Origin of the sequence: Enterococcus sp. 9E7_DIV0242, from assembly GCF_002140975.2 — a bacterium.
Lineage (GTDB): Bacteria > Bacillota > Bacilli > Lactobacillales > Enterococcaceae > Enterococcus_L > Enterococcus_L clewellii.
The window spans coordinates 2,768,158-2,792,762 of the sequence record NZ_CP147247.1; the positions used below are offsets into that span (position 1 = coordinate 2,768,158).

Consider the following 24,605-nt stretch of genomic DNA (forward strand, 5'->3'; position numbering starts at 1 on the left):
ACAAAAATTGACAAAATTTATCAAGAGAAGAATAGTAAGTATGCCTCAAGCGAAAAAATTGGCACAATGGCTAGGCTTAGAAAAGAATGACATCAGTAAGGAGAGTGAGACACATGAAATTGCTAAAGCTGCAGCCATCAGACTACTATGATTTTTTTCCGTTCATTCAAAAAAGTCGATTGGTTCTACCATTCTATGAAACCCATTCAGAGGCACAAAATGCACTGCTTATACAACTGAAAGAAGAATCAGAGGTTTATGTAGCAGTGAAGAAAAATCAGCCGCTATTTTTTATGACGCTAAAAGAGAAACAAATCTTGAATATATTGGCGGTTGAGACGTTTATGGGTACCTGGCAGACATTGTTTGATGGGATCGAGTTGATCTATAAAAGAGTATTTGCATCGGAAGCCTGCTTACAATTTCCTAGGCCATTGAGCGAAGTCGAAAGCAGGCGATTGATTCAGCAAGGTTATCAACTTTCTAACACTACTGCTTGTAAGAAGCTTCATTATAATACAGCATTGGTGTTAGGTGGCGGTGGAGCTAGAGGAGCGTATCAAATCGGTGTTTGGCAGGCACTAAAAGAGGTTGGAATACCTATTCAAATTATTACAGGAACTTCCGTGGGTGCGTTGAATGGGGCTTTGATTGTACAAGATGATTTTGAGCGAGCCAAAGAAATGTGGGAGAAAATCGAAACCAGACAAATTCTTTCTTTTCCTATGAAAGATAATACGCAGAACACATTGCCTGAGCTGTTACGACAGATGGCGTCCTTCACGGTGGCAGCCATCCAATCCAAAGGTGTTTCAACGAAACCGTTACAGCAATTACTTGATGATACCTTTTCACAGACAAAGCTGGAGCAAGCAACGCAGCAATTTTATCTGGTAACCACAGAGCTTCCGGGAGTAACTGAGAGAGTCATTCATTTTAATCGTTGTAAAAATGACCAGTGGAAGCAATGGTTATTGGCCTCCGCTTCTTTTTTTCCAGCGATGGCAGCGGCGCAAATCGAGGGGAAATACTACGTTGACGGCGGGTATCGAAACAACATTCCTGTGGATGCAGCACTAGCGAATGGGGCGACAGAGTGCATCATCGTGGATGTTAAAGGGCCGGGGATAACAAAGCATACTATCCTTCCAGAAGGACAAAGCTGTATTTCGTTAAAAACACCATGGTCGTTAGGAACGGTGTTACTGTTTGATGGTGCACGTTCGATCGTTAACATCAAGCTGGGCTATTTGGAAATGATGAAAGCACTGGAAAAATACAGCGGCTATTGGTACACTTTTGATGAACCATTATCTAGTATCAAAGAGTTCCAGCGGCAGTTTTTTCAGTATCTCAAAAAGAACTATCAGCTGTCTTTATGGAAAAATAGAGAAGAACGGAAAAGATTCTATCAGAAATTGCGTAAATATTATAAAGACAGGGTGTATGAAGAAAATATCAGTCTGGCTTTATTGGAGCTGCTAGGAAAATCTACTGTAGTTCCACCAGATCAGCTCTACACATTTTCTGAATTTGTGCAGCTTTTGGCTGACCAAACAGATAAGCAAGAAGACACCTTTGCAGGAATGATTTCGGTTCAGGAATGGCTTGGAAAATATTATGATGATTTTTTCCTATTGTCAGAGAAGCGACAGCTTCAGCTGGTTAAGCAGCTTTTAGTTGTTGATCTAGAAGAGAAGAAAAAGCGGCTTAAGGGGTTGCTAGAGCAACTGCCGATAATTACCTTGCAGGTGTTAATGAAAGAGTTTATACAAGAAGGAGAATGGTATTAAGAGGGCTAAAGCACTGATAGAGCGGTGTTTTTAGCCCTCTTGTTACCTGCTTTTTATTTTTGACCTTGAAATTGACCTTGAAGCATTTAACTTTCCATGTAGTTTGCAAAAACATCACCGGTTCTTTTGATGGTTTTTTCAGTTACATGGGTGTAGATATTCATGGTTGTTTTAATATCTCTATGTCCTAATCGTTCTTGAACCTCTTGTAGTGATGCTCCACTTTCAAAGAGTAATGAACAATGAGTGTGTCGGAATCCGTGAACCGTTATTTTTCTTAAATCAGTTCTCTTGTACACGCTTTCTATCCACCATTGTGTTATTGATGGGGTAAAAATCTTGTTGTCTGCAGTAGTGAAAATGAACTGGTCGATATTTGAAGTGTTACGACCATGGACGAAATACCGCTTCTTTTGCTCTCTGCGCCATTCTCTTAAAATCTGTACCGTTCCGTCATCCAAACTTATTGTTCGTGCTGAGGTAGCTGTTTTAGGTGTCTGTACGATTACTTTTGCATGTTCATCTACAGAAAGTGTTTTTCCAATAGTGAGTAGCTGCTTATCAAAATTAATATCTTTCCATTGCAATGCTAATGCCTCACTTTTTCGCATACCGGTATAAGCAATTAATCGAAAAAAAATAAAAATTTTTTGATCTGATAATTTTTTTGCAGTTAATAAAAAGTTTTGAAGTTCTTCTTTAGAATAATAATTTATCTTCTTTTCTGATTCTTTCTTTCTTGGAAGAGTAGTTTTACCCATCGGATTTGATTCAATTAGTTCAAGAGAAACGCCATATTTCAACACTTGATTTACTAACAATCTAAGGTAGCCATAAGACTTGTACTTCGATTGCCATTCATTGACTGTTGTTTGACAAAAAGAAACACTCAGCTTGTTAAGTTTAATGTCTTTAAAAATAGGTAAAATCTGTCTTTTGGCGTGATTATTTGCTGCTGCAACTGTTGAAGGTTTTACGCTTAGTCGGTATTGATCCAACCAAAGATTGTACAACTCTCCAAAAGTAACAATTTTCTTTTTATTAAATCCGTTTTCAATCACATCATACTGTAGCCGCTTTTCAGCAAGCACAGCCTCTTTTCTCGTGTTGAAGTTTCTTCTAGTTGTCTGCAATTGCTTTCCTGTCACTTCGTCTGTACCGAGGTATGTTTTAAATAACCATTTTTTAGTGCCGTTTTTAAGTTCATATTGTTTGAATGTCGCCATTTTTATTTTCCTTTCATCGTCAGTTAGGCGCTGCGAGATGTTAGGATATATAAGCGTTGCATCACTCCCTTCAATTTGATAAAATGGGTATAAGAAATAGCCCACCATCATGGGCGTGTTTTTTTGTTTCACATTACTCAATCTTTTGTCAGAGGGGAGAGTAGTGTGTTTTTTTATTTTACAGGAAATTCGGCTTTTCCATATTCGGTGCCAAGCATATCTTTAGCAGTCAGTGTTACTGGTGTTTCTGTATCAGTTAAAGTGTAGGCAACGGCACTAGCAACTGTTCCGCCAGGTTTAATTTCTGCCATTTGAGAATCTAAGAACTGGTTGTCAGGTAAAGAGGCGACATTCAATTTGTTTACCATATTAGGATCATTGTCCTGAACAGCCTCAAAATTGAAAATCCATGCATTATTTGGAGTAACAGGATTAGAATTGTCATAATCTGGATTAACTAAAGTATCGAACCAAAAGGCTAATACCGGACTATCTCCATACTCGTTTCCAGCTTCACCAGGTTGGATAACTCTATGATCAGTAATTCGAACAGAATAAGAGTTCCCTCTAAGCATTGTTCCATCAAAGAAAGAATCTGAAGCAGTTGCGACAAAATCACCAGCAGGCTTTGTGCTGCTTTCTTGAACTTCCGAATTTTTACTAACTTGTGTTGTTGAAGAACTAGAAGAAGTTGCAGATTCTTTTTCTTCATCGCCACCACCACAAGCGGCAAGTAAAAATACACTTGAAAATAGTAAACCTAAACCATATACCTTTTTCATTTTATAGTTTCCTCATTTCTATGATATAATATTTTTACAATAAGTCTCACGAAAATGAGGCATAGGCTAATCAGTATTTACGGTACTGGTTAGCTTTTTTTCAAAAACCTTTCAAACTCAATAGGAAGTCCATAATAGTTTAAAATAGAGTAAGTGTTGTTTATGCCATGATCGTCGTGTGATCCGTCAACAATTAATCGTGTTGCGAAATAATTAGCTTCTTTTTCTATCTTAAGTTCTGATGTGATTGATGCTGCTGATAAATGCGGTGTATTAGCTGCAGGATGTAGAACCGAGTGTCCTAATTCATGAGCGCACGCAAGTATCTTATCTTGCCAGCTAAGCTTAGAATTAATGTAAATCACTTTTACATTGCGAAGCCGAGTGTAAAAGCCGTAGATGTCGCCTAAATCTTTTTCAATTACAATGACGTTCTTCTCTTTAGCTAGTTTAAAAGGGTCTCTTGTTTCATAAATACGTAACAGGTTAGCAATAATTTTATCAATCGATTCTATTTCCATGATATCGACATCCTTTTCGGGGTAAATGATACGAACGCTTGTTCTCTTTTTTAATATTACACCGAAAAAATGTAATTATCAATTACATTGCAATGATAAAAATTTTAATCTTTATCTTCTTTATAACTTTCTCCACGATATTTTTTAGGTGTATATCGTTTCTTCGCTTCAATCTTTGTGATTCTTAATGCCTGTTCTAACGCACCGATTAAAAGCTCACGTGTTTCTGGATCAAGTTCGCCATCATCTTTTGAGAACAATGCAACTTTACCGTTACTACCGACATCCTCGATCATCTGTTGTAATTCTTTTTCGAGGTCTCTTTCATCTTTTTCAGTTAAATCATAATAGTGCTTCTTATCGGTACGGCCTAACAGATAATCGGTTGAGACGTCAAAGTAATCCGCTACTTTTTGTAATGTTTCTGCTTTTGGACTTTGCGACTGCCATTTGTACAACGCATTTTCACTAAATCCAAGTTCTAAAGCAACATCTTTCAAACTTTTATCTCTTTTTTTTGCTAGTTCTTTTACTCTGTCAAATAGCATGATACAAGCCTTTCCGCTGTACGAAAAAACAAAAAGTATATTTTTGGATATTTTATCGTTGACAAAAGTATACAGTTGTATTATATTTATCTCGTAAGCTAATTGAGTTAGCTAATAAGCGACAACAAAGACACCAATATAATTAAACATTTTCAGAGTCGGGAAACTGCTGGATGTATAATACAGGCTTGTTTTTTGTCTTATTTAGCTATGTATAAATAGTATACTATTGGATAATTATTGTCAATATAATTAGCTAACTTTATTAGCATAAATCTCAAAACAGGAATGGAGGGGTGATTAATGTCACAGGATTTTATTATTCAAGTTCGGGTTAGTCTAGCAAAACACGGGAAAACTCCTGCTTGGTTAGCTGGGAAATTGGGTATTTCTCGACCGTACATGTCGGACATAATGAACGGAAAAAGAAGTGCTTCACCACAAATAGAGCCAATAAAAGCAGTTTTAAAAACACTTGATAAGGAGGAAAACACATGAACGAGAATGACAGCAATGTATTTTCTAGATGGTTCGAAAACAAGCTACTGGATTTGGTAGAAAAGTTGTTCAATCGATTCATGAGCATGAAAGAACAACAAACTACGCCAGCAGGGTTCATCAAACAAAAAAACGCATTGAAATTTTATGATGGCATAGATGCAAAAACGTTAAGTGAATATGAAGCTTTAGGGCTTAAACGTTGCGAACCTATAGAGGGTGGAAACGTGTTTTATGAGATTGCAGAACTCAAACGATTTATGCGCAAGTATCAAACAAATAAATAAGCAGAATAGGCGCTGCGAGATGGGAGAAACACATGAACAAAAGAGGACTAGCAGCAATCGGTCATGTTAAGGACATACGTCGCACAGTAATCAAACTACAGATTATCGGTTACTTATCATTACTAGCGTTGATCATATCGCTGATATGCAATTTGATCGCAGTTATTTAGGAGGGAAAAAGAAAAATGAATTTGAGAAGAAAAAGAGAAATCGAAAAAATTCAGAATGAAATGCAAGAGTTACTTGAACGCCTTGAAGAAATTCAAGAAGAGGAAGAAGAATATCGAGATAATATGCCTGAGAATCTGCAGGAATCTTTCCGATATGAAGAATCAGAGGAAGCTTCTGGAAATTTGGATGATGCATATTCAGAAATTGAGTCAGCAATTGAAACGTTGCAACTGATTACAGAATAGAGGGATGAAATGTGGAAGAAGAATGGCGCTATGTGAAGCATGATGGAAAAGAACGATTTTCCTATCAAGTTTCATCAAAAGGCAGGATCAAATCATTACTGACTCCAAAAGCGACGATATTAAAAACTCGTGTAAATCAGTGGGGTTACGAAATAATCAATCTCAAAATAGGAGTAGAAACAAAAACGAAGCAGGTCCATCGTATTGTAGCTGAGGCGTTTCTTGGGAGCGACTTAGTGAAGAGCCAAGTCAATCATAAAGATGGAAATAAGCTTAATAATTGCCTTGATAATCTTGAGTGGGTAACTCCGAAGGAGAATGCGGAACACGCTAAACGAATGCAGCTAAGGAAGGCTAGGACTCATGTACAACTATCTGACAGAGAGAAAGATGCGATCTTGTACTTAACTACATTGTCAGAAATCACATACCTAACAATAGCGACCGCATTTAGCGTAAATAAACGGACAGTATCAAAAATAGCGAGTGAGTGGAGAAAAGAAAAAGCCTCAGACACGCCGGCAAGCAAGGTCTGAGACATAGACAATTATTCTTTCGTCCATTCTATCACGAATAGAAAGGAAAAATCAATCATGTATGAAGTAGAAGTGCTAGAAGACTATCACGGTAGAGAAATCTATAAGAATGATATGACTATTTATTTTGATGTCGTATTCAGAAGGATCGACGCAAGCAAAAGAGAAGTAGCGGATCATCGCGCCTTTGTCCCCGACGGGGAAATGGAAGATTTTCTGGAAGAGCTAGCAACAAACGAGAAATATATCTCAATGGATTTGATTGGAAGCGGCTCAGAAGTTTATGAACGATATGGAGGCTATGCGAATGGCTGAGAAAAAACAAGAATTTGAAGTAGCAGAAAACCACATTTTTAATGTGCTTTATCAGATTGATGTAAAAAATGTAGTTGAAAAGAAAAACAACCTCACTTATCTATCTTGGGCGTGGGCATGGGCGGAAGTATGCAAAAGATACCCTGATGCAACGTACAAAATTGAACGTGACGAAATTACAAAAATGCCATATCTATATGATCCACAAACAGGATATATGGTTTTTACGCAAGTAACTATTAAAAATCAGACACATGAAATGTGGTTGCCCGTTATGGATAGTGCCAACAAAGCGATGAAAGACAGCCAATACACATATACAGTTGCAAATTGGGAGTACGATCCTGTGAAAAAGAAAAAAGTGAAAAATGGGGAAACAGACAGAACTGTTGAAGCAGCAACTATGTTTGATATTAATAAAGCGCTCATGCGCTGTCTTGTAAAGAACTTGGCTATGTTTGGTTTAGGTTGTTTATGCTAGTTTAAAAAGGGGCCACTTTTCATAGAAACGATGGTTGAAAAAGGGACCACTACTAACTCACAATAAGTAAAGAATCAATTTACTTATTGGAGGTCTTGGAGTGATAACTTTTATGGATAAATTAACAATCATTCGTCTGCTGGAAGGTGGCCGTTCTCAACGTTCTGTTGCGAAAGAACTGGGTCTCAATCGAAAAACTGTTGGTCGTTACTGGCGGCAGTATCAAGCAGCACAACGATCATTGGAACAAGATCCTGCCAATCCGATAAAAAAAGAGCAGTTAACGGCTCCACCAACTTATCAAACAGAGAATAGGCAACCTAGAAAATATACACCTGAAATCGACCAACGGGTCGAAGAAATTCTCGCATTTGATCAATTAAAAGCCAAACAGCTTGGTCCTCATAAACAACGATTGACCACTGTAGCGATTCACGAAATGTTGGTATCAGAAGGGTTTGATATTGGACAGAGTACATTACGTCCATATATTCGAGAAAAACTTCAAGCAAAAAAAGAGGCGTATATCAAGCAGCTTTACCCATTGGGTTATCGAACCGAGTTTGATTTTGGTGAAGTAAAATGTCTGATCAACCAACAAAAGAGAACATTGACGATCGCGGTATTCTCTTGCCCAGCTTCTGGTTACCGCTGGGGAAAGCTCTATGAATCTGCCAACCAACAGGTTTTCTTGGATGCCCATATTTGTTTCTTTGAACAGCTTCAGGGTGTTTACTCTACGGTTGTTTATGACAATATGCGAAACGTAGTGAAACGCTTTGTCGGCCGACATGAGAAGGAACTCAATGACGAGTTAGTGAAAATGGCTCTTTATTATCGCTTTGAGCCAGTGGTGACCAATCCCTTCAGCGGCCATGAAAAGGGACACGTAGAGAAAAGTGTGCAGGTTTTACGCCGAAAAGCGTTCACAAAACAGTATGAGTTTGAATCGATTGGACATGCCCAAAAACATTTAGATCAAGCTATACTTGAATTAAACTTAGACTCGACGATCGCTGTGGAACAGGCACAATTACAGCCGCTCCGAGGATTTTATGACTACGGTATCACTACAAAGCAAACCGTAGATAAATATAGTTTTGTCCATGTGAATGGCAACTACTATTCCGTTCCAGATTATCTGGTTGGTCAGAAAGTCATCGTGAAACGTTATCTCAATGAACTGAAAATTGTCGGTTCCAGCCAGATTATCGCGACACACCTTATTCAGAAGGGAGAAAAGCAATACTCGATCGATATTCGTCATTATTTAACGACTTTTTTACGGAAGCCTAAGTCATTGGAACACTCGCTTGTTTTGAAGAAGACACCTAAGTTGCGGCATTGTTTTCTTCAGTATTATCAAAAGACCCCGCGTAGATTTCTTCAATTTATTGAAAATCATTTAAGTATCTCTTTGGATCAATTGATCATCCAGTTAGAAGAAGAAGCGTTGAAAGACCATAAGGTCTCTAAAACACCACCTAGTCGAGCGGTAAATGAAGCGAGAAACCAACTGCAGGAATATAATCTGATCCACCAAGTGAGAAAGGCGGCCAATAAATGATCGAAGCATATGCCAAGCAATTAAAATTACCTTATCTGAAGAAAAACTATTCCACTTTACTCCAGCAAGCGATCGACCTGGATCAAAATTTTGAGGAGTTTCTTACACAGCTGCTTACGTTAGAGATTGAACAGCGGCAAAACAATCGGATTCAAACACTGATTCGTCAATCAAAATTGCCAAGTAAAGTGACGTTCGATGACTACATGGACAGTCATTTAGAAGTGAAAATGAAGAAACAAATCAAAGAGTTGAAAACATTACGATTCATCGATCAAAAAGAGAATCTTATTTTAATGGGCAATCCTGGCGTTGGGAAAACCCATTTAGCAACTGTTCTCGGAATGGAAGCCTGTCTTTCCGGAAAAAGTGTCCTCTTTACGAATATCCCTAACTTGGTCATCGAACTAAAAGAATCCATGAGTGCGAACCAGTTGAATTTTTATAAGCGCCGGTTTGGCAAATACGACTTAGTTATTCTAGATGAATTAGGTTATGTGTCATTTGATCAAATAGGAAGCGAGATTCTCTTTAATCTTCTCTCGAATCGAACGACTGCCGGCTCGATGATCATCACGACGAACCTGTCCTTCGATCGCTGGGAAGAAACCTTTAAAGATCCAATGCTTACAGCAGCAATGGTGGACCGTTTGGCCCATCGGGCTCATGTGTTGGATCTCAGTGGTCCATCTTTTCGTGTAGAAGATACAAAGAAATGGCTAAACTAATTTTTGGCCCCTTTTTGAATCATCCAGTGGCCCCTTTTTCAGTTGCGTTTAACATAGGTCTCTATATTTATGCCGGAGAAGACATGCCGGAAGATATCTCTATGTTGGACTTAGCAAGCGAAAGAAGTAAAAAAATTTTTCATGGTGCATTGGAAAAGCTTGCATCTAAGTACGAGAAAACAGCTGATGAAGCGCTGACTCTCTTAACTGAGACCGCTAAAATTACTGCTGATGATTTTAAATGGACCAAGGGAGACTTGGGAACGTTAAAGCGTGGTATGAATTGGCTTGAAGAGCAGTACAAGAATCCAGTTGATGAACAATGAAACTATTCGGAAAAGTAACCAAAATATCAGGGAAAGAAATTACTCTTTCCCTTGATGATGAATCGGATATCAGAAGGTTGCAGACTCTTTCTGACGGCGCTCAACCATTAATCGAAGTAAATGTACACGATCAACGTGAAATACGCGCAGACCAAAGAAAAATGGCTTATGCAATCTTTGAAGATATAGCAATTTTCACAGGCTCGCCTCCGGACATTATAAAGGGTTACATGAAAAACGGATTCGAGAGTACAACGGGAATTGAGTTTTCTTTAGCAGATACGACCGTTGAGGTCGCAACAGCATTTCTAAGCTATTTAATTTCATTTATGTTTGAACATCGAATACCGTTCAGAAAAGGCTTTGAGCCGTTGCCTGAGAATACGAGCTTTTATCTGTATAGCTGCATCAGAAAGCGAGTGTGTGCAGTTTGTGGGAAAGAGCACGCTGACATACACCACGCCGTGAACTTTGTCGGTATGGGTAACAACCGCCGAAATGTGAATCATCTCAAGTCGAAGTTTATCAGTTTATGCAGAGAACATCATAACGAGATTCATGTTAGAGGGCTGACGGAATTCATGCAACATCATCATGTAGCGCCAATCAAATTGAAAAGCGATACGTTGATTCGTTTAGGTCTGATGTCCAAGAAACAGGTGGAACAATTTGAAGTTGAATAAAAAAAGAAGAATGGGAATCAATCCCATTCAACCAATTCATCATCGCCCTTCAAAAGCACTTTACCATTGCCAAATTCAATTGTTTGAATTGAAGCCGAAGTAGGAAATTCTCCATCATCAGGGTCTATTTTTGTTTTAATTTCCAAATTGACAGTTGAATTTTCATCCATTTTTTCTAAATGTGCAATTAATTCTTTAACTAACATAAGAACACCTCGTTTGTTTTATTTTAAAAATACCATTTTGAATAAAAAAAGGAAAGGGGAACAAAATTGTCTGATAAGCAAAAGAAGCGTTACTACTGGCTAAAACTTAAAGAAAATTTTTTTGAAGAAGATACTATCACGTGGCTAGAAGAGCAGCCAAACGGGAAAGAACACTGCTTAATCTATTTGAAGCTGTGTTTAAAATCTTTAAAAACTGATGGCGTGTTAGCTAGAAACGTTGGAAATATGATGATTCCGTATGACGCTGAAACGTTAGCGAGAGTCACGAATTCAAGTCCAGATACAATTAAAGTAGCTATGGATTTATTCGAAAAAATAGGGTTAATACAGATTCTTAATGATGGAGAAATCTATCTAAATCAACTAAACGAACTAGTGGGAACAGAGACAGAATATGCAAAACAAAAGAGGCTTCAAAGAGCTAAAGTGGACAATGTCCAGAAAGTGTCCGGACAACGTCCCGAAAATGTCGCCCAGAGTATAGAGTTAGAGAAAGAGTTAGATATAGAGTTAGAGAAAGAGTTAGATATAAAGAAAAAAGAACCGACTTCCAAGAAGCCTAAACCTACTCGTCATAAATATGGCGAATATCAAAATGTTCTTTTGTCAGATCAAGACATGGAAAAATTAAAAGAAGAGTTCCCAAATGATTGGGAGCAGCGGATAGAAAAAGTTTCTGGCTACTGTGCTTCTACAGGCAAGAGCTACAAAAATTATTTAGCAACAATCAGACAGTGGGCTAAACGAGACAATCAGTTACCACAACGAGTATTTAGTAACCGACAGCCAATCAGACAAGAGAAGATACCTGATTCGATAGCTAATCCGGTACCAGAGGAAAAGCTATCTGCAGAACAGCAAGCAAAGATAGATAAGCAGATGGAAGACTTTCTAAACCGCAGAGGGAGGAACTAAGAAATGACAAAAGAATTAGGAAGCATGGAAACGCTAAAACAAAGCATGAAAAACATATATGGATTTCAAATCGTTGAAGAGGACGGGAAACAGTCCATTAAGTTGCCGGAAGCCGTTATGCCGGAATTTGTAAAAGAACGAATCCGATTTTTCACGAAATACAGAGAGGATGGCATGAACTTTTTCGGATGTCTTAACTGCATTCTTGCATATGACGAAGAAGAATGGAAAAAAGAGTTTGCTTTTGGTGCCTATGAAGAATGGCTACCAGTAACAGAAGAATTCAAGCAATGGCGAGATACTTACCATGCTGATCGTGGCGGAGAGGTAGCAGTAGCTATTTTATACGGAACTTGTGAGGAGGTTGAACACGATGATTAACAATGTTGTTCTAGTCGGGCGTCTCACCAAAGATCCCGATTTACGATATACCAGCAGCGGCTCAGCGGTCGCTACTTTTACACTAGCAGTAAACAGAAACTTCACGAATGCAAGTGGAAACCATGAAGCCGATTTCATCAATTGTGTAATATGGCGTAAACCTGCTGAAACTTTAGCGAACTATTCACGAAAAGGTACGTTGCTTGGAGTAGTTGGCAGAATACAGACACGATCCTATGACAATCCGCAAGGTCAAAGAGTTTACGTCACTGAGGTTGTAGTTGAGAATTTTCAGTTACTAGAATCTCGCTCACAGAATGAGCAGAGAGGCGCCGAAGGAGCTTCACGGGGATTTAGCCAAACGCAACAGCAGAACACGCCAGAGAGCTTCCAACAAGCTCATGGAGCACAAGGGACATTACCGGGAACGGAAGTTCCGGAATTCGCTGGTAACGACACTGATAGTTCAGATGAATCAGATGATTTACCGTTTTAAGAGAGGTGCCTACAAATGGATAAAAAACTAAAAAGAGAATTGTTTAAAGAGAACTGTTTAGCAGCGGAAATGAGAGACGAAAGAGCGTTGGAAATTGTTCGAGCAGTCTCTAAAGAATCTGGAAAAGTTGGCAGAAAAGGTGTCAAGGTAAGAATCATCTACAAGAATGGTAAATATAAAGATTATCGGACAATTTCTGAGTGTGCTCGACATACTGGAAAGTCGGAAACAGGTATTAAATATTGTCTGGATCATAGAACAAAAGACAAGCTAGGGCGACGATTTGAGTTTGTAGAGGAGGACGATTGAATGATTAAACGAATCAGAGACATTGAACATCTAAGATTAATTTACACAGCTGATAAACCTAAAAATAATTGTGGCGATGTTATAGACGGAAAACTAGTCAGAGCATTTGCATGTACATCGAGTCCTTTAATGTTCCTGGATAAAGAAGGCAGAAAAATTGTAACGAACGAATGGTTCGTTAATCACAATAACGAGCTGATTTATGATATCAAGAAAAATAACTGGGTAAATATGGATATGTACAGTGATAACAAATCTACTGTGACGGACAATATTTACTATTTGGAGAGTGAAGCGGAATGAAAGAACATCAAAAAGTAGTATTAAATTATCTTAAGAAGTTGCACACCGAAAAGAACCCGCCGTTCCTAATATTTACCCGCTTTGGCTGGGAACACTTCGGGGCAGAATTGCCGGAGGATGTAGCTGAAAACTATCGAAAATTCAATGATGAAGAAGAGTTCGAAGTGTTGAGAGAATTTTGTGAATGGGGTTTAGAGGTTACAGTGGAAGTTGATACCTCAGAAGCAAAAGCAGCCTTTGACGATATGTTTGATGATAGCGTGCATAAGTTTATGAGGAGTGAAGTGGAATGAGAGAAATAAAGTTTCGGGCATTTGTAAAAGATACTAAAAAGATGTTCCCTGTTCATAGTCTAGAATTCTCTAGTCTGGAAGAGCAGCCGGTTGAAGTATCAGGATGCGGCAATGTGGATTGCGGAACATGTACTGATTTTTATGAGTTGGAGCAAGTTGAACTCATGCAATACACAGGCACAAAAGACAAGAACGACGTGGAGATTTATGAAAAAGATTACGTCCGTTTTGGCGGGATTATAGCCCTTGTTGTGTGGAGTGATAAGTATTGTCAATTCAGACTTGATGATGGAACAGCAACTATATCTCTAAATATTCATCACAAAAGCGATTATGAAGTCATCGGCAACATATGCGAAAATCCTGAGTTGCTATGAATGAGGATTTAACTGAAAACGACAAAGAAATTATCCTGTATTTCAAAATGATTCAAAAACTATCCAACGATGTATCTGAGCTGGTCGCTACAGATGATTTTATGATGACGGGTGTTTTAGAATCAATTGAAAAACAGATAGATTTCATCAAGGATATTTATAAAACAGATTTTTAGGAGGCTGAGAAATGAGTAAGGTAGATGAAAATATAGGGAAATACAAAGCAAAATTTGAAAATTGCATGAGCTATATAAAAGGAAAACGAGCATGCATGGCTTCTAAAATTCCTGAGATCAAGAGAGAGGCAGAACTTCTTAAGGAAGTAATTGATGATTTTGAAGAAATCCGAGTGGGACAGGAAGAAACGCGACTCAGCATCACCGATACACTTGATGTGATTGATGATTCTGTAAAATACAATAATCTTCAAAAAAGCTTCAAAAGTGCTTGTAATAAATCAGCTGATGAAGTGTTAGACGAGGTTATCAAATATGGCCCACCTTCAGTGCTGCAAGCAGAGCAGGAAGAGCTGCAGAAGAAAGCTGATAAGTTTGATGAACTGAGTGATGCCGAATGGGATGAAGATGATGTCATCTTGATTATGACTGAGTTTCACGATGAGTATTTAGTCGACAGCGAAAACTCTGTGGAAATAAGTATCAAATATGCTCATAAGATCATTGAGCTGTTCCAAGTGGGTGTAGCAGCTGAAATTAAAAGGCAGAACAAGCCTGTCAAACTACCGGGATTCATCGTCGCAACAATGAAAAACTATGATTCACTTCAATATATGCTAACCGAGGAATATTATAGCGATTGCGATTCTTCCGAAGAAATTTTTGATGACAGTGTGTACTGCTGGATTGCTGATAATTTTGATTTGCTGTGTCGTGCTTGGATTACTGGTAACTACACAACAAAGCAGGAACCGAAATACATGGTGATATTTATTGAATCAGAAGATGATCGACAAATTCTTTTTAGAAAAGGGAAGGAATACGAGGTTGATTTTGAATCCAACAATGAAGGGTATTGGGAGCAGCATTTTACTGAGAAAGAGATTAAGGCGCTAAATAAGAATGTTTGGTCACTTGCAGAAGAAATAGAGGAGGAAACAAAATGAATGGGCGTTGGTTAGTGTATTCACCAGATGGAGATATAGAATGCATCGGAAGTAGAGAGGAATGTTTGCCTGTCTATGAAGAGGCTGTTGAGTTCTATACGTCAGGTGATTTTTCAGAAATAGACGAAAGCGATGAGGGCTACCAAGTGATTCTCGCAAAGCTAGACACCGCTTCTGGATGGTTTGAGAATCCGGAAGGTACATTTTCATTTGAAGAACACAGTGGAACAGATTTTGATGACGAAAAATGAACTGTTTCCAAAATGGAAATAGCCACAATAAAAGTGGTACGTGTAGTAAATGCACGTGCCACTAAGGAGGAAAAACAATGAAAGTAAATCTATCAAGAGCAAATGTATACCATGTCGATGATTGTGATTATGTAGTAGCTGCTACAGCTGAACAGGCGTGTGAGTGGTCTAAAAATGAATATGGCGAGGATTGCGGAAACTGCGCACATATCGTCGATGCAACTAAGAAGGACTTTTTAGATACAGAAATCGAAGTAACGGGAGATGTGATTCTTGAGTATTTTAAAAGGAATACAGGCAAGAGCATAGGAGGACTGACGATGACAGAACAGAAGAAAGTTAAAGTTCACATTGAAACTGGCTATGCAAACGGAGATATTACTGATGAATTGGAAGTATCAGCTCAGACTTCAAGAGAAGAAGCCGAGGAGATTGCGCGCGATATATTCAATAATAATGTTAGTTGGGGATGGAATGAAGAAGATTTTAAGCCAGCCGTTCAAGAAGCAAAAGTCGGGGAGTATTACACCGATGCCAAAAGGGCGATGGTTTACAGAATCGAGAAAATTAATGGATCGAGTGAAACTATAGATGTTATTTTGTTAACCAAGGAAAGAGTGATTATCACTGATTTATTTTTTGGTTATGATCTTACAGGAGATAGACCAGCAACCACAGAGGAAATCGCACTCTTCAAACGTGCAGAGCATTTTCACAGCAAAGGTAGAAAGCTGAATGAGTTTGAAGTCTTCGATTTTGCATTAGTGACTAAAATACGAACAGTTTTCAGAGTCAAAGATGTTTATTCTAGAAATGATGTACCCTTTATAGGCGATCACGATGCAGAGTTAGAATTTCCTGTATCTGAATGCGTGATCTTTATGACAGCGGAAGAACTGGAAGCAGCAACGCAGGAGGCTAGGGGATGAACATATTTGAATTCATGGGAGAGCATCCTATACTCACGGTTTTCATCGTATTCATGATGTATTACGCAATTTTGAATATTTGCCAAGCGATTGTTTTGAGAAAGAAAGGGGAGTAACAATGTTGAACAAAGAAAATATCTTAGGTTTCATAGCGGATCATCAAGAAGAAATTGACGAGCTGGAGAAAGAACTAACAGGAATTACAAATGAAAATGTAATAAATGCAGTCCAACAACGATTGAGTTATCTGCGTGATAATAAATACCACTATGAACTGCAAGCGAGAGCATGGAAGCTTATTGACTAAATAAATCGAAAGGAGTCGGAGGTTTGCCGGCCGGCATGAAAGATATCTTTACTCCTTTTGTGAATAATATGACACTACAGATTTTAGAATTGTTCGGCGGTATTGGATCGCCATTTAAAGCCTTATTGAATTTAGGCATAAAAACAAAGTCAATTGATTATGTTGAAAAAGACGAAAAGGCAGTAAGAAGCTACAACGCGATGTTTTCTGAACATCAAAAATATACAACTCAATCTGTTGTGGGATGGAATTTGAAGCCTGATATTCTCGTACATGGCAGCCCATGCCAAGATATCAGTATTGCCGGTTTACAAAAAGGAGCCGACGAAGGAAGCGAAACCCGATCAAGCCTTATGTGGGAAACAATCAGAATTATTCAGCAGTTCGGAAAATGGCGTCCGCCAGTTGTGATTTGGGAGAATGTAAAAGGCGTGCTTCATAAACGGATGCGAAAGAACTTCAACAGATATCTTGAGGAGATGGAACGAATGGGGTATTCGAATAGTTTCAAGGTTCTGGATGCTCGCGATTTTGGACTACCACAAGCGAGGGAAAGAGTTTTTATTATCTCTACGCTAGGACAACAATTTAACTTTGAATTATTGGGAAAAACACCAATGAAAAATATCGCATCTTTTTTGGAAGATAGCAATAGCGTAAAAGAAGTTTATACGGTCACTCAGCCGAGCATACTATCAGTGATAGGCAAGAAAGGGATTAAGAGGGCGACTATTATTGAAGATTTCGCCTATACTATCACCACGAGACAAGACCGAAGTCCAGCGCAAATTATTGATTGTGGGGATCATTACAGATATCTCACAGAATTGGAATGCTGGCGGTTGCAAGGGTATAGTGATGAAGATTTCTACAAAGCAGCGTCAGTACATGAACGGAGAGGGCGGTTTATCATGCCTCTTTATAAACAGAGTGGCAACAGTATACCGGTACCGATATTTGAAAGTATTTTCGAGGTGCTGCTATGAAACGAATACTAAACTATCCAGGTAGCAAATGGCGGCTCGCTGATATCATCATAGAAAATATTCCACCACACACAACTTACCTTGAACCGTTTTTCGGCAGTGGCGCAGTGTTCTTCTCAAAGGACCGATCGCAGATTGAAACAATCAACGACTTGAATGAACGAGTGTATAACTTTTTCAAGGTTTGTAGAGAGCAACCGGAGCAGTTGGCGAAACTTACCTACCTCACACCACATAGCAGACAAGAACAACAATTGAGCGATAAAGATGGCGGAAGTGAATTAGAAAGGGCTAGAAAGTTCCTAGTTCAATCATGGCAGACTGTCGGAGGAGTTCAGAGGCATAAGAGCGGTTGGCGTTCAAACATTGACAAGATCGGCGGTAAACTCCACGAATGGAATGAGATACCGGAAAGAATCATGGAAGTAGCTGACCGACTAAAAGATGCACAGATAGAAAATCAAGATGCAGTCAAACTGCTACAGCGTTACAGTAGAAAAGACGTTTTCGCATATGTTGATCCACCTTATCTGCTTTCAACCCGTAAATGTCGATATTATGAAACTGACATGGAAGACGAGCAGCAACCAGAACTTTTAGAAGTCCTTAGAGATTTTGAAGGAAAGTTTATTCTTTCCGGCTATGCCAACGAACTGTATGACGAGATATTGAAAGACTGCTATAAAGTCTATATCAATGCTCAGGCAGAAGGTGGCCAGAGTCGCACAGAAGTCTTATGGATGAACTACGAGCCAAGCGGTCAAATGACTTTGCTATAAAACTGCGTATATAACTAAGAGGAGGTCGAGAGAATGGAATTAACTGAATTTGAAAAGGAAATGTATAAAAATGCTACTGCGTCTATGGAGTCTGTATGTCGGCAGTTAGAATTGTTTGAAATTCAAGTATTGCCGGCTGATACAGTGCTTAAGCATATTAGAAATCAAGTTAATGAATTTAAAGAGGTCGAGCAATCGTTGATCGAGAAATATCGCGATTGTCCAATAATGGACACAATCAACGCAGAACTAAACGAAAGAGTGAAACGTAATGAGCTATAGCATGTTTATCACGTTACTGGCAGTCGGAATTATTGCGATGTTTGTGTATGTTGCTTATAGAGAGAAGAAAGGAGACTGACGATTTGAGAAAATCAACGTTTAATTATATCAAGGATATCCTAGCGGATTATCCGGAGACAGACGAACATATTCGAAAACGTGAAGAAGAACTACGTTATCCATATCGTGAGTCTGACATCAATAGAGACATCAAGGGAACAAAAGCCAGTTATGATGTTCAAGATAATCTGATGATTACGATTGAGCAGGATAAGAGATTGGCAGGCCTTGAGAGGAACAAGAGAGCCGTTGCTGATACCTTAGAAGAGTTTGATAAGGACACAGAAGTGATTATTAGAGAGTTGTACATGAAGAAACGCCCGAAATATACAATGCAAGGATTGGTTGTGAATGGGTTGATATACTGCAGTAGGAGAAAAGCATTCGATTTAAGAGATGACTTCTTTAAAGAAGTAGCAAGCAAACTTAATTTAAATATGTAAATTTGCACTTTCTTTGCACTTTCGACCCTAATTTCCTTGATAAAATGGTAGTATCAAAAAGTTTAAACATCACAGGAGATCACGTAAACAGGAAAAGCTCTGTTGATGTTTAGCTTGTAGTCGCTCGCAGATTGAACTTATTCCAAAATAAAATTAAGGTAGGTGTATTCCTTCTACTTAAATCTACATCAATCTGTGAGCGATTAAATGAACAGAACCTCGCACTCTCTGAGTACCAAGCGAGGACAGGAATTAGAAGGCCGGTATGGCTGCGGTGTATCTGGCGAATAAAGCAAGTTCGATTCTTGCATACGCTGTTAATTAGATCGCTTAGGCGGTCTTTTTGCTTTGATTAAGGAACTGACCGGGGGCCTTTTATTCTAGCCGCCCCACGGAGAGGAGAAAACCAGATGACAGCAAGAGCAGATAGACAAGGACCGCACAGAGTAGCCTTTGAGAAGAATAAGAAGAGACTACTCAAGACAGAGAACACCTGTGGTATATGTGGGCACCCAATAGATAAACGATTGAAGTCTCCTGATCCAATGTCAGCGGTGGTCGATCATATAGTACCAGTCAGCAAAGGTGGGCATCCATCGGACATTGCTAACCTGCAGCTCGCTCATTGGACATGCAACAGACAGAAGTCTGACAAACTATTCAACAACAAGCAACAAGAACAACAAGGAACAAAAGTATTAGGTAATAGGAACTTACCACAATCAATTGATTGGTCTTCTTATTCATCGTAGAAGTCCATGATTAAGGACAAGAGCGACGAGAAATAGACAGGGGGGTACTACCCTACCCGCGCTTGCGGCCGAGGTTCACGCCGTCACTGTACATATTTTCTCGCGCGACATTGAAAGGAGCTGAAAAAGTGGAAGAAAAAGGTATTGGATATCTAAGAACAAAGCTGAATTCACGCAAAAAAAGAGTGGATATGCGTTATGAGCAATACGCTATGAAATACACTGATCCATTAATGGGCGTTACTATTCCCGAAGAAATAAGAATACGCTATCGATCGATTTTAGGTTGGTGTGCTAAAGGCGTAGACAGCTTAGCGGATCGTTTGGTATTTCGTGAATTTACGAATGACGATTTTATGGTAAATGAAATTTTCCAAGATAATAACCCGGACGTATTTTTTGACAGTGTTGTTCTATCTGCGCTAATCGCTTCTTGTAGTTTTGTCTATATCTCACAAGGAGAAGATGGCAACGTAAGGCTGCAAGTCATCGAAGCAAGCAATGCGACTGGGATAATTGATCCTATCACGGGGCTGTTAACAGAAGGTTATGCTGTATTGGATAGAGATGACAAAGGAGCGCCAATTTCGGAAGCGCATTTTTTACCCGGAAAGACAATTTATTACATTGACGATAAAGAGGCTTCAACAATCGAAAGCAACGTTCCGCATCCGCTGCTAGTGCCTATCATTCATCGCCCGGATGCAGTTAGACCTTTTGGGCGTTCTCGCATTACACGAGCCGGGATGTACTATCAACGCTATGCTAAACGAACGTTAGAGCGCGCAGATATCACAGCAGAATTTTACTCGTTTCCGCAAAAATGGGTAGTCGGGTTGAGTAGTGAGTCTGAGCCATTGGATAGTTGGAGAGCTACAGTTACAAGTATGCTGCAGTTTACCCAAGACGAGAACGGGGAATCTCCGAAGTTAGGACAGTTCACAACGTCAAGCATGACACCATTTACCGAGCAATTAAAGACTGCTGCTGCTGGGTTTGCAGGAGAAGCAGGGCTAACATTAGATGACTTGGGGTTTGTGTCTGACAATCCGTCCAGCGTTGAAGCAATCAAGGCGAGTCATGAGAATTTACGACTTGCCGGACGGAAAGCACAACGTAGTCTAGGTTCCGGTTTATTGAATGTCGCCTATATAGCAGCTTGCTTAAGAGATGACCACCCATTTGCAAGAAGCCAATTTATGAATACAAAGCCGAAATGGGAGCCTCTTTTTGAAGCAGACGCGAATACATTAGGTCTTGTTGGAGATGGAGCAGTCAAACTTAATCAAGCTGTTCCGGGGTATGTAAATGGCGAGACAATTAGAGACCTAACAGGGTTGAAAGGAGCTGATGGTTAATGGTTCAGGATGTTGTACCGGACCTCTTAGAATCTATTGAAAGTCAGTTTGACATCCGAGCCTCAAACAGTGCCAACTTAAAAAAAGCTGTAGCTATGTTGAAAGAAAATAAGGCAACGTATCTCGATGTGAACGGATTTGCGATTGAGGTAGGCGACATACTAGCTGATGTTTTAGCGAAAAATCTTACTGCTGCCAGCTTACCGGATGGGAAAATGCACTATAACATTGCTGACAGGCTGCTAAACCCGACTATGAAGAAAAATCACGATTTAATTTCTGGCTTTGCTTATGATGTACAAACTCAACTTAACCAAAATGCAAATTTGAGGTTAAAAGCACAGGTTCCAGAATTAAATCAGGATCGTATCGATGGAATTGTGAACCGTGTTTCTTCTGAGGATGATTTTGAGGCGATCAAGTGGATTCTTGATGATCCTATAGTAAATTTTAGTCAGAGTATCGTGGATGATTCCATCGAAAAAAACGCGAGCTTTCAATCTAGGTCAGGACTCAAACCGAAGATAACTCGCAGAGTATCAGGTCACGCCTGTAAGTGGTGTCAGAAACTTGCTGGATCATATGACTATGAGGATGCGCCGGATGATATTTACCGCAGACATGAACGTTGTCACTGTACAGTAGAATACGATCCAGGCGACGGAAGAAAGCAAGACGTATGGTCGAAGTTTTGGAGGAACTCGAAGAAGAAAGAAGAAAAAGAAAATCGAAAGAATCTTAATGCAAAAGACGACAAAACATTGAGAACCGAAGCGCTAAAGAGACGTATAAGAGATATTAATATCAAGACGGCTACACCTCACGAGTTAATCAGCATAGGGGAACAAGTGAATGACCTGTATAAAATCGATAGCTTATTAGGGGATAAAGAGAAATTAACCGAAATATTCAGTAATTTCAGGCCAATGTCAGGCAAAATACCAAAAGAAACATGGTATAATAGGTCTAACAAAACAGTTAAAGCCCAGCTAGAGGAAGCATTTTCCTATTATCCGAAAGATTGGGCAGATTTGCTAGAACAAAATAATCAAAGATTATTTGCAGGAAAGACAAATAGAGGTTTTTTCTCCGGAGAATTACGCAATTCTAGCGGCAGGCAGCTACTGAGAGGGGCAAGGCCGGGGGAAGGTTTGAGCATTTATGCTGATGGCACGAGGAAAACGACTGCTTATCATGAAATAGGTCACTTGGTGGAACATCTTAATCCTGATTTGTTGCGAATAAGCAAAGAGTTTGTCGCATATAGAACTGAGGGAGAAGCCAAAACTAGTCTTACGGAAATATTTCCTAAATTTGGCTATAGATACAGCGAATATGCTAAACGAGATAATTTCATAAGCCCATATATTGGGAAAGAATATCAATACGCCAGCGAAGTATTAAGTATGGGGCTAGAAAGTATATACGAACCCGGCAACGGACAACTTTTTGAGATCAGCAAAGATGATGTATGGTTTTATAAAAGTATAGCGGACGATCCGGAGTATTTAAATTTGATTATTGGAATGATATTGAAAGGATGATAAACGATGAATGAAGTTGACAAGCTTTTCAAAGAAGCGGATACGCTAAAACAGAATTATCGGAATCATTTCAATATGGATATTCCAGACAATATAATAGGCTGGTGGAATCCGTTAAACATAGCTGACCATCCAGAAGAATTGGAAGCAGGTATAAAGGCTATGGCCGAGGATGTTCAGCAAGCTATTGATACGAATACACCCATTGAAGAAATTCCAATCGAATCATGGGAAAAAATAATTTTCTAAGCGCTCAGCGAAAGCTAAGTGCTTTTTTTGTACCCAGCGATAGGGTTACCATGCTGAACAGGATTGAAAGGGGTAAGCTATGACTACTAAAGTGCGATTTGGTAATCAGCATCCTACTCAATCGGTAATTATTCCATACGAACACAGTCTATGTCAAAAAGCGATAGGCTATTATGAAAAAACTGGTCGTAAATGTTACGAGTGGCAGCTAAATTTATTAGAACCTATTATGGCAATTGATGACGACGGCTTGTGGGTACACCAAAAATACGGTTTTTCAATTCCGCGGCGAAATGGTAAAACAGAAATAGTATATATGGTTGAACTTTGGGCACTAGAAGAGGGATTAAACACTCTGCATACAGCGCACAGAATTAGCACGTCTCATTCTTCATTCGAAAAGATGAAAAAGTATCTTGAAGATATGGGCTATGTCGAAGGCGAGGATTTTAATTCTATAAAAGCCAAAGGGCAGGAACGCTTAGAACTGTATAAGAGCGGAGGGGTTATCCAATTCCGTACTAGAACATCATCAGGTGGGCTGGGTGAAGGATTTGATTTGCTAGTTATTGACGAAGCTCAAGAGTACACAACAGAGCAAGAATCAGCGTTGAAGTACACGGTCACTGATAGCGACAATCCTATGACGATCATGTGTGGTACACCACCGACACCAGTTTCTAGTGGAACTGTATTTACTAGTTATCGGGAAAAAATCCTGTTTGGGCAGGGGAAATATTCTGGTTGGGCTGAATGGTCAGTTGATGAAGAAAAAGACATTAATGATATAGAAGCTTGGTACAACTCTAATCCATCGATGGGCTATCATTTAAATGAACGTAAGATAGAGGCGGAGCTAGGCGAGGATAAGCTTGATCATAACGTTCAACGTCTTGGTTATTGGCCTAAATACAATCAAAAATCAGCTATTTCAGAAACTGAGTGGCAAGCGTTGAAAGTTAAAGCTTTGCCAAGCTTAAAAGGTCCATTGCATGTTGGTATAAAGTACGGTAACGATGGCGCGAATGTTTCTATGAGCATTGCGGTGCGTACCCTGTCAGGAAAAATCTTTGTTGAATCGATCGATTGTCAATCTGTACGGAATGGGAATCAATGGATCATTAACTTTCTAAAAAATGCAGATGTTGCGAGTGTGGCGATTGACGGAGCGGCTGGACAAAACATTCTTTCAAGTGAAATGAAAGATTTTAAACTGAAACCGCCGATTTTACCAAAAGTTTCAGAAATCATCGCTGCAAACTCAGCATGGGAGCAGGGAATATTCCAAAAGGGTATCTGTCACACGGATCAACCGTCGCTCACTGCAGTAGTAACCAACTCCGAAAAACGAAACATTGGTACGAACGGCGGTTTTGGGTATAAGTCACAGTTTGATGATATGGACATTAGTTTAATGGATAGTGCTTTATTAGCACATTGGGCTTGCAGCAATGTTAAGCCTAAGAAAAAACAACAAGTTAGGTATTAAGCGACTCTATTTTAGAGCCGCTTTTTTAATACAAAAAATTACCGA

Annotated in this window: 36 protein-coding genes and 2 pseudogenes; 33 read left to right on the top strand and 5 right to left on the bottom strand. The window is 39.2% G+C overall.

Annotation, left to right across the window (positions count from 1 at the left end; translation table 11 throughout):
- The first annotated feature begins 113 nt into the window (after positions 1-113).
- Positions 114-1,793 (top strand): patatin-like phospholipase family protein, encoded by a 1,680-nt coding sequence (locus A5888_RS13130; RefSeq protein WP_086348496.1) that lies wholly within the window; start codon positions 114-116, stop codon positions 1,791-1,793.
- An 86-nt stretch (positions 1,794-1,879) separates the two neighbouring features.
- On the opposite strand, the gene A5888_RS13135 is transcribed toward A5888_RS13130, so the two are convergent.
- From A5888_RS13135 to A5888_RS13150, 4 genes are all read right to left on the bottom strand, one after another.
- The gene (locus A5888_RS13135) at positions 1,880-3,019 is read right to left on the bottom strand and encodes a site-specific integrase (protein WP_086348908.1); all 1,140 of its coding nucleotides are present in this window, start codon (positions 3,017-3,019) and stop codon (positions 1,880-1,882) included.
- A 173-nt stretch (positions 3,020-3,192) separates the two neighbouring features.
- Positions 3,193-3,801 carry a DUF5067 domain-containing protein gene (locus A5888_RS13140; RefSeq protein ID WP_086348497.1) on the bottom strand — a complete coding sequence of 203 codons (609 nt, stop codon included), beginning with the start codon at positions 3,799-3,801 and terminating at the stop codon, positions 3,193-3,195.
- 89 nt (positions 3,802-3,890) lie between these two features.
- Positions 3,891-4,322, bottom strand: a complete 432-nt coding sequence (locus tag A5888_RS13145) for an ImmA/IrrE family metallo-endopeptidase (protein ID WP_086348498.1) — start codon at positions 4,320-4,322, stop codon at positions 3,891-3,893.
- Between the two features lie 104 nt (positions 4,323-4,426).
- A complete protein-coding gene (locus A5888_RS13150) occupies positions 4,427-4,870 on the bottom strand; it encodes a helix-turn-helix domain-containing protein (RefSeq protein WP_422389725.1) in 444 nt (147 codons plus the stop codon).
- A 303-nt stretch (positions 4,871-5,173) separates the two neighbouring features.
- Here A5888_RS13150 and A5888_RS13155 point away from each other — a divergent pair, with 303 nt between their 5' ends.
- From A5888_RS13155 to A5888_RS13205, 11 genes and pseudogenes are all read left to right on the top strand, one after another.
- Positions 5,174-5,368 carry a helix-turn-helix domain-containing protein gene (locus tag A5888_RS13155; RefSeq protein WP_086348500.1) on the top strand — a complete coding sequence of 65 codons (195 nt, stop codon included), beginning with the start codon at positions 5,174-5,176 and terminating at the stop codon, positions 5,366-5,368.
- A complete protein-coding gene (locus A5888_RS13160; RefSeq protein ID WP_086348501.1) occupies positions 5,365-5,655 on the top strand; it encodes a hypothetical protein in 291 nt (96 codons plus the stop codon). Before A5888_RS13155 ends, A5888_RS13160 begins: the two co-directional genes overlap by 4 nt.
- Before the next feature lie 32 nt (positions 5,656-5,687).
- A complete protein-coding gene (locus tag A5888_RS13165) occupies positions 5,688-5,825 on the top strand; it encodes a hypothetical protein (protein ID WP_170924729.1) in 138 nt (45 codons plus the stop codon).
- Positions 5,826-5,840: 15 nt separating this feature from the next.
- Positions 5,841-6,071, top strand: coding sequence for a hypothetical protein (locus A5888_RS13170; RefSeq protein ID WP_086348502.1), 231 nt, complete (start codon positions 5,841-5,843; stop codon positions 6,069-6,071).
- An 11-nt stretch (positions 6,072-6,082) separates the two neighbouring features.
- Positions 6,083-6,607, top strand: coding sequence for an HNH endonuclease (locus tag A5888_RS13175; protein ID WP_086348503.1), 525 nt, complete (start codon positions 6,083-6,085; stop codon positions 6,605-6,607).
- A 57-nt stretch (positions 6,608-6,664) separates the two neighbouring features.
- A complete protein-coding gene (locus A5888_RS13180; protein WP_086348504.1) occupies positions 6,665-6,922 on the top strand; it encodes a hypothetical protein in 258 nt (85 codons plus the stop codon).
- Positions 6,915-7,391: pseudogene (locus tag A5888_RS13185) on the top strand (DUF1071 domain-containing protein); the annotation flags it as partial. The gene A5888_RS13180 and the pseudogene A5888_RS13185, both read left to right, overlap by 8 nt.
- Before the next feature lie 124 nt (positions 7,392-7,515).
- Positions 7,516-8,970 carry an IS21 family transposase gene (gene istA, locus A5888_RS13190; protein WP_086348506.1) on the top strand — a complete coding sequence of 485 codons (1,455 nt, stop codon included), beginning with the start codon at positions 7,516-7,518 and terminating at the stop codon, positions 8,968-8,970.
- Entirely contained in the window at positions 8,967-9,698 is a 732-nt protein-coding gene (istB, locus tag A5888_RS13195) for an IS21-like element helper ATPase IstB (protein ID WP_086347227.1), read from the top strand. Before istA ends, istB begins: the two co-directional genes overlap by 4 nt.
- Before the next feature lie 47 nt (positions 9,699-9,745).
- Positions 9,746-10,024, top strand: a pseudogene (locus A5888_RS13200) (DUF1071 domain-containing protein); the annotation flags it as partial.
- Complete coding sequence (locus A5888_RS13205; RefSeq protein WP_086348507.1) at positions 10,021-10,707, top strand: putative HNHc nuclease; 687 nt, start codon at positions 10,021-10,023, stop codon at positions 10,705-10,707. The pseudogene A5888_RS13200 and the gene A5888_RS13205, both read left to right, overlap by 4 nt.
- A 17-nt stretch (positions 10,708-10,724) precedes the next feature.
- On the opposite strand, the gene A5888_RS13210 is transcribed toward A5888_RS13205, so the two are convergent.
- Positions 10,725-10,913, bottom strand: a complete 189-nt coding sequence (locus tag A5888_RS13210) for a hypothetical protein (RefSeq protein ID WP_086348508.1) — start codon at positions 10,911-10,913, stop codon at positions 10,725-10,727.
- A 66-nt stretch (positions 10,914-10,979) separates the two neighbouring features.
- Here A5888_RS13210 and A5888_RS13215 point away from each other — a divergent pair, with 66 nt between their 5' ends.
- From A5888_RS13215 to A5888_RS13315, 21 genes are all read left to right on the top strand, one after another.
- Positions 10,980-11,849 carry a phage replisome organizer N-terminal domain-containing protein gene (locus tag A5888_RS13215; protein ID WP_086348509.1) on the top strand — a complete coding sequence of 290 codons (870 nt, stop codon included), beginning with the start codon at positions 10,980-10,982 and terminating at the stop codon, positions 11,847-11,849.
- Between the two features lie 3 nt (positions 11,850-11,852).
- Positions 11,853-12,230: a hypothetical protein gene (locus A5888_RS13220; RefSeq protein WP_249274445.1), complete on the top strand. Its 378-nt coding sequence runs from the start codon at positions 11,853-11,855 to the stop codon at positions 12,228-12,230.
- Positions 12,223-12,726 (top strand): single-stranded DNA-binding protein, encoded by a 504-nt coding sequence (ssb, locus tag A5888_RS13225; RefSeq protein ID WP_086348510.1) that lies wholly within the window; start codon positions 12,223-12,225, stop codon positions 12,724-12,726. Before A5888_RS13220 ends, ssb begins: the two co-directional genes overlap by 8 nt.
- A 15-nt stretch (positions 12,727-12,741) precedes the next feature.
- Positions 12,742-13,035, top strand: coding sequence for a hypothetical protein (locus A5888_RS13230; protein WP_086348511.1), 294 nt, complete (start codon positions 12,742-12,744; stop codon positions 13,033-13,035).
- Positions 13,036-13,338: a hypothetical protein gene (locus A5888_RS13235; protein WP_086348512.1), complete on the top strand. Its 303-nt coding sequence runs from the start codon at positions 13,036-13,038 to the stop codon at positions 13,336-13,338. It begins immediately after the preceding gene.
- On the top strand, positions 13,335-13,631 hold the full coding sequence (locus A5888_RS13240) for a hypothetical protein (protein WP_086348513.1): 297 nt from the start codon (positions 13,335-13,337) through the stop codon (positions 13,629-13,631). Before A5888_RS13235 ends, A5888_RS13240 begins: the two co-directional genes overlap by 4 nt.
- Positions 13,628-14,008 (top strand): YopX family protein, encoded by a 381-nt coding sequence (locus tag A5888_RS13245; RefSeq protein ID WP_086348514.1) that lies wholly within the window; start codon positions 13,628-13,630, stop codon positions 14,006-14,008. The genes A5888_RS13240 and A5888_RS13245 overlap by 4 nt, the downstream gene beginning before the upstream one ends.
- Positions 14,005-14,184, top strand: coding sequence for a hypothetical protein (locus A5888_RS13250; protein WP_086348515.1), 180 nt, complete (start codon positions 14,005-14,007; stop codon positions 14,182-14,184). Before A5888_RS13245 ends, A5888_RS13250 begins: the two co-directional genes overlap by 4 nt.
- Before the next feature lie 11 nt (positions 14,185-14,195).
- Positions 14,196-15,131, top strand: coding sequence for a DUF1642 domain-containing protein (locus A5888_RS13255; RefSeq protein ID WP_086348516.1), 936 nt, complete (start codon positions 14,196-14,198; stop codon positions 15,129-15,131).
- On the top strand, positions 15,128-15,382 hold the full coding sequence (locus A5888_RS13260) for a hypothetical protein (protein ID WP_086348517.1): 255 nt from the start codon (positions 15,128-15,130) through the stop codon (positions 15,380-15,382). The genes A5888_RS13255 and A5888_RS13260 overlap by 4 nt, the downstream gene beginning before the upstream one ends.
- A 77-nt stretch (positions 15,383-15,459) precedes the next feature.
- On the top strand, positions 15,460-16,311 hold the full coding sequence (locus tag A5888_RS13265) for a DUF7167 family protein (protein ID WP_086348518.1): 852 nt from the start codon (positions 15,460-15,462) through the stop codon (positions 16,309-16,311).
- Positions 16,312-16,429: 118 nt separating this feature from the next.
- Complete coding sequence (locus A5888_RS13270; RefSeq protein ID WP_086348519.1) at positions 16,430-16,618, top strand: hypothetical protein; 189 nt, start codon at positions 16,430-16,432, stop codon at positions 16,616-16,618.
- A 35-nt stretch (positions 16,619-16,653) separates the two neighbouring features.
- Positions 16,654-17,604 carry a DNA cytosine methyltransferase gene (locus tag A5888_RS13275; protein WP_249274446.1) on the top strand — a complete coding sequence of 317 codons (951 nt, stop codon included), beginning with the start codon at positions 16,654-16,656 and terminating at the stop codon, positions 17,602-17,604.
- Positions 17,601-18,383 (top strand): DNA adenine methylase, encoded by a 783-nt coding sequence (locus A5888_RS13280; protein ID WP_086348520.1) that lies wholly within the window; start codon positions 17,601-17,603, stop codon positions 18,381-18,383. The genes A5888_RS13275 and A5888_RS13280 overlap by 4 nt, the downstream gene beginning before the upstream one ends.
- A gap of 33 nt (positions 18,384-18,416) precedes the next feature.
- On the top strand, positions 18,417-18,665 hold the full coding sequence (locus A5888_RS13285) for a hypothetical protein (RefSeq protein WP_086348521.1): 249 nt from the start codon (positions 18,417-18,419) through the stop codon (positions 18,663-18,665).
- An 83-nt stretch (positions 18,666-18,748) separates the two neighbouring features.
- Positions 18,749-19,168 (top strand): transcriptional regulator, encoded by a 420-nt coding sequence (locus A5888_RS13290; RefSeq protein ID WP_086348522.1) that lies wholly within the window; start codon positions 18,749-18,751, stop codon positions 19,166-19,168.
- Between the two features lie 410 nt (positions 19,169-19,578).
- Complete coding sequence (locus A5888_RS13295) at positions 19,579-19,920, top strand: HNH endonuclease (protein ID WP_086348523.1); 342 nt, start codon at positions 19,579-19,581, stop codon at positions 19,918-19,920.
- A 128-nt stretch (positions 19,921-20,048) separates the two neighbouring features.
- Positions 20,049-21,278 carry a phage portal protein gene (locus tag A5888_RS13300; protein WP_086348524.1) on the top strand — a complete coding sequence of 410 codons (1,230 nt, stop codon included), beginning with the start codon at positions 20,049-20,051 and terminating at the stop codon, positions 21,276-21,278.
- Positions 21,278-22,822 (top strand): hypothetical protein, encoded by a 1,545-nt coding sequence (locus A5888_RS13305; RefSeq protein WP_249274447.1) that lies wholly within the window; start codon positions 21,278-21,280, stop codon positions 22,820-22,822. Before A5888_RS13300 ends, A5888_RS13305 begins: the two co-directional genes overlap by 1 nt.
- Positions 22,823-22,828: 6 nt before the next feature.
- Positions 22,829-23,071 (top strand): hypothetical protein, encoded by a 243-nt coding sequence (locus A5888_RS13310; protein WP_086348525.1) that lies wholly within the window; start codon positions 22,829-22,831, stop codon positions 23,069-23,071.
- A gap of 79 nt (positions 23,072-23,150) precedes the next feature.
- The gene (locus A5888_RS13315; protein WP_086348526.1) at positions 23,151-24,560 is read left to right on the top strand and encodes a DEAD/DEAH box helicase family protein; all 1,410 of its coding nucleotides are present in this window, start codon (positions 23,151-23,153) and stop codon (positions 24,558-24,560) included.
- The last annotated feature ends 45 nt before the right edge of the window (positions 24,561-24,605 follow it).